The organism is Bacillus cereus group sp. MG1, assembly GCF_040460035.1.
Classification (GTDB): domain Bacteria; phylum Bacillota; class Bacilli; order Bacillales; family Bacillaceae_G; genus Bacillus_A; species Bacillus_A cereus.
In genome coordinates, this window is record NZ_JARVGY010000006.1 from 61,511 (window position 1) to 72,846 (window position 11,336).

The following is an 11,336-nucleotide window of genomic DNA, read 5'->3' on the forward strand; positions in this document are numbered from 1 at the left end:
CTCTTTATTTCTTTTCAATTATAATTGTAATCATTTGGTCTGCCATTGCTGGACTGATACGAATTTTGTAATCCCCTTTTTCAACATTCTTAATCTTCATTGGTGCTGAAGGAATTTCTTGAATTTCTTGATCCAAATTCAAATCTGAATTTACAAGTGTAACTAATTCTTTCGTAAGCTCTATCATTGCATTATTTGATACCCTGAAAGTAACTCTAAAATCATTTACATTCATACCAGCTAACCAAAGTTGTTCTCTTGCACCATCCACTAATTGTACAATTGCCCCTACTTCACTATACTTCAAGTTTGTTCCATACTTGCTATTTATATTTTTAACAATTTGTTGAGCGTTAGTAGATGCTGCTTTATTAATAGCTTCTGATCCATCATACCAAGCTTGTGTAAATGTAAAATCATTCGTTGCTAAACTTGTTTCTAACCATTCTGGAATGTTAACTGGTTTCGTTTCTTCTCCAGTGTTTGGTTTTTCTTCTGGCTTAACTTCTCCGCCAGTATTCGGTTTTTCTTCTGGCTTAACTTCTCCGCCAGTGTTTGGTTTTTCTTCTGGCTTAGTCTCTTTCTCTATTACATTAATAGAATTAAATAAAAACTGACTATATTGTTCTCGTGTTACAACTGATGTTGGTGAATACATATTGCCACCTGTACCAATTGTTACGCCCTTCTCTTCTAAAGCACCAATTGCCTTGTACGACCAAGAGTTTTTATCAACATCTACAAATGATGTTTTTTTAGTTCCCTCAAATTTGAAAGCATTTGTAAGTACTTGCGCCATTTGCTCGCGAGTTAAGATGTCATCCGGTCCAAATTTACCTTCTCCATACCCCTTAATAATACCAACTTTAGCAAGTGCTAGAATCTCTTTTTCAAACATATGCCCTTTAATATCGCTAAATGGGTTTTTGAAATTACCTGCATCTGCTGGCTTTAAGTAGTTATAGATCATGCGAGCAACTTGCCCACGGGTAACATTATCGCCAAAACCAAACTGTCCATTCCCGTAACCAACAACAATATTTCTATTCGCTAAGTTTGTGATCGCTTTAGTCGCCCAGTGGTTATTTGGTACATCATAGAATGATATAGTATCAGCTTTAACTTCAGCTGGCTTGATATGGTCAACATTGATTCCCATACCCGTTCCCATCATTGTTAATGCTGCCGTTGTAGTTAGAATTGTTTTTTTCATGATTAATCCTCCAGTTTAATACTTCATCTTAATATACCTATAATACAAAATATATTACCACTGTAACAATACTAGCGACATAAAACCAGCAATTATAGAAATTGCTGCCGGAAAACGGTAACTCATACTGATTATTTTCAAACCTTCTGTTGTTAGTTCAATGCTAATCTTCAGAAATTTAAAGGAATGGTAGCCGCTTATTGTTCTGGTAAATATATATTTTTTTACAAACAATAAAATCACAATTAACCCATATATTACTGCTGATAAAATGAATACTGTTACATGTAATAAAATCGGTATCAATAGCCAATGTATCTTCAAAGACCCTAAGATATATAAATACATAGATGAAATCACTATCATTTTTGTATCTCCAGGCGAAAACTTAGCCAATGGCATTTTTTCTCTAATTAACACACCAATTATTAATGCAACAATTGCGATTACGAGTAGAGCTAACACATTCTTATTCTGAATTACACAAAGAACTATTGAAAGACTAAAAAATATTAAGTGCCAATAGTTTTTAGTAATCAGATACTTTAAATCCATAAAAACATTTAAACTCATGTAAACTGTATATAATATCAAGGTGTTCACGAATTTTTAACATCACCACCTATAAAATCTAATTTCTTATAATTAGCGATTTTGAAGTCTACTTGAGAATAATCAATTTGTATAAAGTAAAAGAATAAAATTTTGTCAATTATGGCTAGATTGACGACCTCGTATGAGGCTGTTATAAGTTATTCCCAGTCTAACTTATAACAGCCTCACACAGCACAACGTTTTCGGCATGTACGAAGAACCTCGTATATCTACCTTTTGATATTGATCGCTTCATCGAAACGTCTACTTGGGATATTTCTCACGATTATATCAATCAGATCATCGATACACTGTTAAATTACGGCCACAGATGAGTTTTAAGTTCCACTCACCAAACTCTACTCGTCGACCTAACCCTCTAGTGACCATATCAAGGGCGGCACGCAATATTCATTTATCAAAGGATCAATTTGTGCTGTTTACAAAATTCCAAGTGGAATCCCCACCAAAAGATATTTCATTCAAACGGAATCTTAAAATACTCTCACAGCACACTTCAAAATCGCTAAACTTCAACTTACTCTGCAATCTTTTTGGGTTTTCTTATCACTACAAGCTCATCTTCTGGATTTTTCCTTTTAGCAATAAGGTTATTATTTTTATCCACTACTGATCGTACCTTATAATACACTTGGGCTATTTTTACGATTTCCCCTGTTTTATTTTCGATAGCGACAGCACCTCTTAACTGATATGTTTTCCCATCAAAAGTTTTTACAGAGTGAGCTTTACAAGATACATCATAAAATGTAAGCCTACTTTCTTTTTCCATAAACTCCCCCCTTTGAAGGTATTTTCTATCAATAAAAGAAAAATAATAATAAAATAATATTTTTTTATCTTATCACTGCTTATAAACCCGTCTTATCATTTACAATAGACAAGGGTATACATAATGATAAAAAGTAAATGTTTGAAAGCGATTAGTTAATGAGGTTATTTATCCTCAAGTTTGGCATGATACAAACTAGATTCGAACAGTCTTTCAAGGGGTTCTTTTAAATATGTACTTATTGTCCTAGCTCTTTTTGCATTAACACCACTTCTGCCTGTTTCAATGCTATAAAGAGTATTTTCTGGAATATTAGTACCTAATGAAAGTTCTCTTACAGTTAGGTCCTTTTCTTCCCTAACTTTTCGCAAAACTGTCGATTTAGTTTTATTTGACAAAGCCAAATACTCACCTCCCTGTCTATATTCTATTTGATTATCAATCAAACGTCAACTGTTTGATGACGTTTTTTTACTCCTACAGAATAAAGAAGGTTAGGTGACATCTACTAATCGCAATAACATACGAAAGGTTGATTGGATTGGAAGATAACATTTTTGGTAGAAATTTAAGGAATTTAAGGAATTTACAGGGGTTAAGCTTAAACGCATTAGGTAAAGAACTTGGCGTAACAGGAAGCGCAATATCAAGTTGGGAACTTGGTAATAAAGAACCAAATTTTGATATGCTAAAAAAAGTATCCGGTTTTTTCCAAGTTAGCACCGATTATATGTTAAACTACCAAGTTTTTGACGATGAAGCACAAAGAAAAGAAGTAGTTTCTCAATTAGCTAATGAAATCTACGAAAGGTACAAAAATATCCCAGATAGCAAAAAGCCTATGGTTAAGCAAGAATTAATCAAATATGTGAATTACTTAAATTTCACAGCACAAGCTGACGTTGAAGAATTAAAACCAGATAATGAAAAATAAGTGGGTAGGGTATCTGTTACAGGATACTCTACTCTTTATTTTCAATTTTTCGAAGTACATCTAGAATCTTATAAAAAAATTCCACTGGATTTTCTTGATTATTTAGTACATCTTCAAATAAATCTTTTTCCATTTGTTGTTCAATGAACTGTTGATCAATTTCTTTATATTGCATATGCATAAATCTCCCTCCACTGAATATTACATTTAATCAGATTACGGAATTCATTTAAATTCGACATAGAAATTTTGGTGACATTAAACACAAAATACGATAAATAAAAATATAACGGTTGAACGATATTATTTGTACAATTGAATTTCGTTCAACCGTCATACAAATAGCTATTCTTTCATAAGCTCTTCGGTCTTTATCCCAAGAGCTTCAGCTATTTTTTTGATATTTTGATAAGTAGGGTATTTTCTTTCCCCACTTTCAATTTGAGAAATTGTCGGTTGTGGAACACCGGATTTTTTTGCTAAATCTAATTGAGTCCATCCTTTCTGCAACCTTGCTTCTCTTATCATAGTCATCATATATACAGCCCCTTAATATTCGATATCGAATAATTAAATTACTGTATATATGATACGAGCCTAAAATAAATTCGGGAAGGGTTAAAAAAATACCCCTTCCCGAAATGTTATTTAAATGTTAAAATATAATATTTTTACGATTTTTAAACTATCACTTTTTAATTTTACTATTAATCATTTTAAATTGTTTTTTTATAGTTTCCACTGATTTAAACAACATATCAGCGATTTGATTCTTATTTAACCCTTTTTCTTTTAACTTGTATACCTCCCTCTCCGAAGGTGTTAAAACACTAATTCTCCTTTCTGTCTTCAAAGCATTTACAAGTGTAAAAGAAACATCCGAATGAATACTTACCTTACCTTGATATGCATCTCGAATTGTACCTGGAATGTCTCTATATGAGGTTTTAGTCACATAATTTATAGCGCCATTATCGAATGCTTCCAAAATGATTTCTTGTTCTTCCCAAGAAGTCAACATGATAATATTTTTAAAACCTCTATCATTCCAATGATTTGCAACCTCTAATCCATTTAAATTTTCATTATCACTTGAATCAGATAATGTTAAATCCAGTAGTATCACATCTATATTTTCGATATTTATTGAAAAAGCCTCTTCTTTTGTCGTAGCTTTTTCAATAACTGTTAAATCATTTTCCTTCTCTATATACTCACACAAACACTTCATCCATACTGGATCATCTTCAACAACGGCCAATCTAATTATAGTCATCCCTTACAATCTCCCATCTATATTAAATTGTTCATTAATGTCAAGAACTCTCCTGGCTGGAAGTGACAAAGTAAATGTAGTCCCTTGATTAACTTTACTCTTAATAGAAATGTCGCCACCATGCTTCTGCATTACATTATAGGAGTATGTCAGACCTAATCCATAGTTCCCTTTCGTGCCTTTGGTACTAAAGAAAGGATTTAGTACCTGATCTAGTTTATCTTTTGGAATCCCTTTCCCACTATCAGTAATATCTATATATACTTTCCGTCTAGTTTTATAAAGCTTAACTAACAATCTCCCGTCATTACTCATTGCCTCTAAAGCGTTCTTAATGATATTTAATAAGGTTTCTTGTATATGTATAGGATCACCCTGCACTTTTACATCTACTTCATACTGTTTAATAACCTGGACATTTGAATTTAAATACGGTTGAAGCAAAGCTAATGTAGATTCAATATTATCTGATAACCAAAAGTGTGATTCCTTTAAATTCATAACGTCTAATTTACTTTGAATACGCGCGGAAAGTTCTAAAACATGTTGAGTAGAATTAAGTGCTAACTCTATACTCTCATTAGCTTTTTCAGTTAAATTATGTTCTTTCAACTGACTGACTAAAAAGTCGATTTTTGCTATTTCATTTTTAATCGTATGATTTAACAAAGCTGTTCCAGATGCAACAGCCTTCATAGTAGTATCTCTGTGCTGCCTTTCGAAACGAATTTTAACATCTAAAAAACCGTATTTTATAATAAGATACCCAAATATAACAAACTGAACGGCAATAACCAATGGATTATAAAACCATACATCTTTTATACCTAAAGCTTCCAAAATGATATTTGTAACCAAGGCAAAAGTATTTACTGGAAGGATAACTATACATGTAAATATTTTGTTTTTCTTTATAGCTGGTCTAGTCTCCCTAAAAGTAGAATTAATCATTAATATATTTGTTCCCATAACATAAGGAACTGTCCAATAAGCCAAAATGACATAATGAGTTTTAAACTCAGGATATATTTGATCAATACTATACATATAGAAGACTGGAATTAAAAATAATATATTTCTTATTATTCTTTTAAGGTGTGAATTAGTCCTAAATACTCCAGAAAATACAACTCCAAACATCCAAATAGCATATGGCGTTAAATAATGCCCCCATGATGTTGCGATTGCATCTATCCATAAAATTAATTCCGGACGATCTGGCCCTATTCCGAGCATAACCCCAAGACCGCCAAACCCACCAAACAAGGCAATTGCGCTCGCCCACCGTGTTTCTTCATTTTTAGGATTAGTTAGAAATAATATGGCTGCCATCATCCACAGTAAAAATACCAGCACTATCATATATACACCCTAACATTATTCGCTTTCGAATATTCGTTTTCGAATAAATTCTATGGTATCCAATACAATTTGTTTTCTTTTAAGTACAATTCCAGCATGACCACAGTTATAAAGATAACGCGTGGGTTTATTCCATGCTTCCCAAAGATAACTTGTATCCTCCATATGAACGTATTGGTCATACTTTGCTGAAATCAATAGAATATTCTTTTGATTCATTATTGGAGTAGCTTGACTTGGTTCAGTAATTTTCCAACTCTCCACGAGTTCCTCATATGTAACACCGTGAACAGACAAATCCTTCTTAATATATTTCCCTGGATTTGTGTTCCAAATTGAATATGAAAGACGATTTGCATAAAAAACAGAGGTTAACACATCAATTTCTGGTTCAACCAATGCTGTTAAATTAGTAATAAATCCACCCAAGCTCACACCTATTAATATTACAGGACCTTTTTTATTCTCCTTGATCCAATGAATCAATCCTCTTAGATCAACAACCGCTTGTTGCGTTGATTTCACAGTACGTTGTATGTCCGCACTTACCATATACTCACCACTAAATAATGATTCTTCCGGTTCTCTAGCGAAATGATAAGGTAGAGTAAAATAATATAAATTCCAATCTAAATCTATCATTTTTTCATGAAAGATTTTTCTCACACGTTCATTATTTTCCATACGCCAGCCATGAACAAAAATAACATTAGGTGCATCCTCATTACTATTCAGATAAGCTTCACCGCTTACCAAATCATTAAACAAGTCCCCACTTTTCATTAGACTTTCATATTCGAATTTAACGATTTTATTTTTTTGTAAATTCGACACTTCACTATTAAAATGCATATTAATTGTTCGATCTACTTTATAAAACTCATTAATATCTTCAAAATCCATTTCCGGAACCCCCGAAAATTGGTATTCTTTGCTTCTTTTTTTATGCAAATCATAAAGCGCGCATAAATCTATTAACTTTGAAAACAACAATTTTATTATCCCCCCAAATGTATTTAAATAAAAAAAGCTCACCAACTATAAAAAGTATTCTTTCTTACAAAAATACTAGATTATAATTAATCTGCTCATCAGATCTTAGCATTATATAATTTGTACTCTATTAAATCAAAAGGTAGAAATCCCCTTATTTCCCTTAATAAGATATATAGAAAAGGTAATTCAATCCAGATTAATCAAACAGAAGAATCAAGCCTAGTCACTAGGTTGATATTTCATAAAAAAAAAGATAGAATATATAACATAATATATATAATTAAAAAAGAGATTTATGATATAGTTATTTCATATAAACAGGAAATTAAGTTCAATTCATTTAAAAAAGACAAAAAATAAAACTCCACCCACCGTTTTCAATTGATTCGAAGTTTGGCGACTAGATCAATTGAAAACCCACGTTAGCAGAGTTTTTTTACAAAATTAATATTATGGTTAAATTATATCATAACTAATGAAGTTTTGTGAATAAAAAACTCGCTAATTTTCCGATATCGGGCTGGAAATATTAGGGAGGTTTTTTCGTGTTATTAAAAAATTTTATATTAAGCAAAGCAAAACGAGAACTAAGTCCTCAACTGGATCGTATATCTACTAAACCAGGAAATATTAATAAAGCCGTAAAAAAAATTCTAAAGGAGATTGATATCATTCTTTTAGAAGACCAGGGCTTTACTACTGAAGACATTTCTTTACAAACTCCTCGTAAGTACAAAGGACTTGAAACAATTTTATCTTATCTTGTTCACGAAGGTTTTTCTTGTGTGAAACAGGATGTGATAGCCCAAAAAGCGGGAATTTCAAAACCCCTTATCAATGAAACTCTTTCTTGGCTAGAAAAACTTGGTATCTGCCACCAAATTAGAAATCGTAAAGCTGGAAAGAAAGGTCCTTCTGTATACATTTTAACAATACATAATAATTATCAAAAAATCATAGATTACTTTAAACACAAATGGCATCTAGCAATTGAGATAACAGAAACTATCTCAAACCTAATATCCAAGTGGACTCTATTAAAAGAAAAAAAAGAAGAAGTTACAGACGAACAAGTAGATACAGATCCAAAACAAGAAGAAGCTAATGAACAAAGTGAAGAACCTAAAGACTATTTTGCTAGAAAAGAAGATTTCAATGAATATTTAAGTAAAGATCAACAAAGAGCATGGCACTATATTATGAGTTCTCCATTTACTAATCTGTCTGAAAAAGATGCATATGCAATTGCAAATAGAATGCCACCAGATATCGACAGAGATGCTTGGTATTTCTTCAGACAAGCTGCCGATCGTTTTGAAGCTAGTAAAGCTGATAAGAGTAATGCTGCTTATTTCATTGAAATATTTAGCCAAAACTATAAATCTTATTTAAAACGTAAAAAAGAAGAAGCTGAAAAATATGTTTCATCTTTATCAAAACCAAAACAAAAGTTAATAATTTACGATTTTATCAAAGGGGAATAATCTTGCTTAAAATCGCCATTTTTATAGCCTTGTTTAAAAATTATAGCAAAACAAGGCTATTTGTCATGCGCTTATATTATTTCCTAAATACCTCTCATACTTCACATCCAAATCAATTAAAAATAACAGTTAATTTTTAGCATATAATGGAAAAACATAAAAAGATAACCTACTAAAATTGCCGCAATAAATGAACCGAAAATTCAGATACCTCCTTTGTTTCTACCAAATAACTACTAAGAAAAAAAATCAAACTTCTTGTTAGAGTAAGGGTTAAGTGCCATTTTTAATTTCTAATGTATTTAATGGTTTTAATTTTTAAAACAAGATTTATTAAATAAAAGAATCTTATCATAATTCATCAAATTTTTTTAAACACCTTTTGTCATTCTCCCTACTGTTTCCCTAATCCTCGCTAAAATAGACACCCAATATGTAAATGTCAAGATAAACATGTACATTTTCGCTTGTTTAAGCATGTACAAAATCAATCATTTTCTTTGCTAAAATGATCTTTAATTCGATAGGATTGTCCTACAATACTGACCACCGTGGCATGATGTAAGACACGATCTAGTATGGCATTGGCGAGTTTAGGGTCCTGGAATACTTCGTCCCAAGACTTGAAGTTGATATTGGTCGTTAGGATGGTACTACGCTTTTCATAACGCATATCGATTAATTGAAAGAATAATTTTGCATCCTCCGGATCAATAGGCAAGTACCCAATTTCATCAATAATAAGTAATTTGTATTTTGTATAGTGCTTTAAACGAGATTCTAGGCGATTCTCAATCTTGGCACGTTTTAAATTTTGAAGTAAATCATGACATTTAATAAAATAAGTACTTGTTCGCTTTTTAGCTGCTGCTATACCAATAGACGTGGCCAAATGGGTCTTACCAACACCACTAGGTCCTAAAAATACTATGTTTTCTTGTTGCTCTAAGAAACGTAGAGAAATAAAATCTAAGATTTGTTGTTTATTAATACTCGGCTGGAATTCGAAATCAAACTCATCAACCTCCTTTCTATGAGGAAATGCGCCCATTTTCACCATAGAATGAATCATATTTTGTTCTCGTACATCAATCTCATAGTTTGTCAGTTTAACAAGTGTCTCTACGAAGGATAATTCATTATTAATGCTAAAATCGACTACGTCACCTAAATGTTGTGCCATTTGTTTTAATTTTAAATACTCTAGGTTTGTTGTTAATTGTTGATAGCTATTCTTCATTTCTATATACCTCACCAATTACTGATAAATTTTGTTTCGCCAAATTGTCAATGTTCGGATATTTAGGTAGTGACTTAGCCAATGCTTTTTTATAATGTTCTTCTTTATAATTGAGCTTAGATTGGCTGATTTTATGTTGTACAATTAACTTCATGTTATGATAAACATATATTTGATTATCATATACTTGTAAACCGACGGTTTTACCTTGATATTCAGCTGGAACTGAGTATTGATTCGATTTGTAAGATATCATGCCTGATGTATTAACTTTTACAAGTTTATGCTTAATCATATAGGAATCTCTTATCGCGCTCTTCGGGAGTGGTTGTAGGAGATTCTTTTCCTGTTTTAGGGCAAACACTGGAATCTTACCAGTCCCTTGATGAAATGTTTGATTAATTCTTGCACATAATTTTTGCACAAATTCATGTAATTCTTCAAAAGTGAATCTTCCTTGATAAGCATGAATTTCGTCTAGAAGTTTCATTGGCGCTTCTACTTTCCCTTTGGTATTTGGTCGCCCTGCGATACAAGGTTGTACCTTAAATCCAAAATCTTGAGCGAATTGGGCAAACTTATTGTTAATCGTTCCTGTAAAGTGTTCTGTTCGAGCTTCATCCATTACCGTCTTCATATTATCCGTGACAATTACCTTCGGTACACCACCAAACATTTCAAATGCCTCTGTCATAAATGACATTAAAACACTTTGTGATTTTGAAATATTCAAATGAAAAACTTTAAATCTCGAGTAGGACAATAAAAGTACAGCTACATTCACATATACGATTTCGCCACTTTTGGTTTCAAATCGTATGCTTTCTTTCCAATCTAATTGAGCTTGTTCTCCTGGAGGTGTCTCATAACGGACACCCACTGAATGACCTGATAAAATACGCTTCCCCTCATCAAAATATGTTCTAAATTCAGGCTTTCTATTAATATAAGCACGAAATGCAGACTGTGAACATTTTAAACCGTGATTGTCTGTTAGATACTGCCATAACACTCGTTTGTAGTAGAAGATTTGTTTAGAATCACTAGATAAAAGAGCTGCAATCACTTCATAATATGTATCGATTTTCGATGTTTTATTTTTTGTCCCTTTTGGTGTAAAACCATTCAAATACTTATCTATGGTACGCCGATCCACATTCAATTCTCTGGCTAATTGACTTTTATTTATCTTCATTTTTAAGTTCCCCATTAGTTTTTTAAAATTTGGTAAGTCTGAAAGACTTTTAACCTCAAATTCTGTTTGAATATCTAGCTTAATATACATACTAACCACCTCAGAGTCAGTATGGAGAATCCAATTGAAAATGTACATATTTATTCAAGCGTTAATGTACATATTTAAGTTAGCATTTATACCCAATATTAGTGCATATAAATATCAAACCTACACATCCTCCCTAAACTTCGCTAAATAGTCTGTTTT

At 32.0% G+C, this 11,336-nt stretch carries 12 protein-coding genes; 2 read left to right on the top strand and 10 right to left on the bottom strand.

Annotated features, from left to right (window positions below; genetic code table 11):
- Positions 1-4: 4 nt before the first annotated feature.
- From QCI79_RS33800 to QCI79_RS33810, 3 genes are all read right to left on the bottom strand, one after another.
- Entirely contained in the window at positions 5-1,213 is a 1,209-nt protein-coding gene (locus QCI79_RS33800) for an S-layer homology domain-containing protein (RefSeq protein ID WP_000751260.1), read from the bottom strand.
- A gap of 1,132 nt (positions 1,214-2,345) precedes the next feature.
- Complete coding sequence (locus QCI79_RS33805) at positions 2,346-2,600, bottom strand: hypothetical protein (RefSeq protein ID WP_000410281.1); 255 nt, start codon at positions 2,598-2,600, stop codon at positions 2,346-2,348.
- Positions 2,601-2,764: 164 nt separating this feature from the next.
- Entirely contained in the window at positions 2,765-3,004 is a 240-nt protein-coding gene (locus QCI79_RS33810; RefSeq protein WP_001218521.1) for a helix-turn-helix transcriptional regulator, read from the bottom strand.
- 137 nt (positions 3,005-3,141) lie between these two features.
- On the opposite strand from QCI79_RS33810, the gene QCI79_RS33815 reads away from it, so the two are divergent.
- On the top strand, positions 3,142-3,534 hold the full coding sequence (locus tag QCI79_RS33815; RefSeq protein ID WP_000389936.1) for a helix-turn-helix domain-containing protein: 393 nt from the start codon (positions 3,142-3,144) through the stop codon (positions 3,532-3,534).
- A gap of 28 nt (positions 3,535-3,562) precedes the next feature.
- Here the strand turns inward: QCI79_RS33815 and QCI79_RS33820 are convergent, their stop codons facing one another.
- From QCI79_RS33820 to QCI79_RS33840, 5 genes are all read right to left on the bottom strand, one after another.
- The gene (locus tag QCI79_RS33820) at positions 3,563-3,715 is read right to left on the bottom strand and encodes a hypothetical protein (RefSeq protein WP_000551114.1); all 153 of its coding nucleotides are present in this window, start codon (positions 3,713-3,715) and stop codon (positions 3,563-3,565) included.
- Between the two features lie 164 nt (positions 3,716-3,879).
- The gene (locus QCI79_RS33825) at positions 3,880-4,062 is read right to left on the bottom strand and encodes a helix-turn-helix domain-containing protein (protein WP_003275858.1); all 183 of its coding nucleotides are present in this window, start codon (positions 4,060-4,062) and stop codon (positions 3,880-3,882) included.
- Between the two features lie 160 nt (positions 4,063-4,222).
- Positions 4,223-4,810 (bottom strand): response regulator transcription factor, encoded by a 588-nt coding sequence (locus tag QCI79_RS33830; RefSeq protein ID WP_000152608.1) that lies wholly within the window; start codon positions 4,808-4,810, stop codon positions 4,223-4,225.
- 3 nt (positions 4,811-4,813) lie between these two features.
- Positions 4,814-6,172 (bottom strand): sensor histidine kinase, encoded by a 1,359-nt coding sequence (locus QCI79_RS33835; RefSeq protein WP_000636549.1) that lies wholly within the window; start codon positions 6,170-6,172, stop codon positions 4,814-4,816.
- Positions 6,173-6,187: 15 nt separating this feature from the next.
- A complete protein-coding gene (locus tag QCI79_RS33840; protein WP_000899316.1) occupies positions 6,188-7,165 on the bottom strand; it encodes an alpha/beta hydrolase in 978 nt (325 codons plus the stop codon).
- A 548-nt stretch (positions 7,166-7,713) separates the two neighbouring features.
- On the opposite strand from QCI79_RS33840, the gene QCI79_RS33845 reads away from it, so the two are divergent.
- Complete coding sequence (locus QCI79_RS33845) at positions 7,714-8,652, top strand: hypothetical protein (RefSeq protein ID WP_000924961.1); 939 nt, start codon at positions 7,714-7,716, stop codon at positions 8,650-8,652.
- A 487-nt stretch (positions 8,653-9,139) separates the two neighbouring features.
- Here QCI79_RS33845 and istB read toward each other — a convergent pair whose 3' ends face one another.
- Both istB and istA read right to left on the bottom strand, forming a co-directional pair.
- Positions 9,140-9,892 (bottom strand): IS21-like element IS232 family helper ATPase IstB, encoded by a 753-nt coding sequence (istB, locus tag QCI79_RS33850; RefSeq protein WP_000798699.1) that lies wholly within the window; start codon positions 9,890-9,892, stop codon positions 9,140-9,142.
- A complete protein-coding gene (istA, locus tag QCI79_RS33855; protein WP_000275580.1) occupies positions 9,882-11,177 on the bottom strand; it encodes an IS21-like element IS232 family transposase in 1,296 nt (431 codons plus the stop codon). Before istA ends, istB begins: the two co-directional genes overlap by 11 nt.
- Positions 11,178-11,336: the final 159 nt, after the last annotated feature.

Coding starts and splice junctions, on each gene's coding strand:
- QCI79_RS33800 (WP_000751260.1), bottom strand. CDS start 1,213: ATGAAAAAAACAATTCTAACTACAACGGCAGCATTAACAATGATGGGA.
- QCI79_RS33805 (WP_000410281.1), bottom strand. CDS start 2,600: ATGGAAAAAGAAAGTAGGCTTACATTTTATGATGTATCTTGTAAAGCT.
- QCI79_RS33820 (WP_000551114.1), bottom strand. CDS start 3,715: ATGCATATGCAATATAAAGAAATTGATCAACAGTTCATTGAACAACAA.
- QCI79_RS33825 (WP_003275858.1), bottom strand. CDS start 4,062: ATGATAAGAGAAGCAAGGTTGCAGAAAGGATGGACTCAATTAGATTTA.
- QCI79_RS33830 (WP_000152608.1), bottom strand. CDS start 4,810: ATGACTATAATTAGATTGGCCGTTGTTGAAGATGATCCAGTATGGATG.
- QCI79_RS33835 (WP_000636549.1), bottom strand. CDS start 6,172: ATGATAGTGCTGGTATTTTTACTGTGGATGATGGCAGCCATATTATTT.
- istB (WP_000798699.1), bottom strand. CDS start 9,892: ATGAAGAATAGCTATCAACAATTAACAACAAACCTAGAGTATTTAAAA.
- istA (WP_000275580.1), bottom strand. CDS start 11,177: ATGTATATTAAGCTAGATATTCAAACAGAATTTGAGGTTAAAAGTCTT.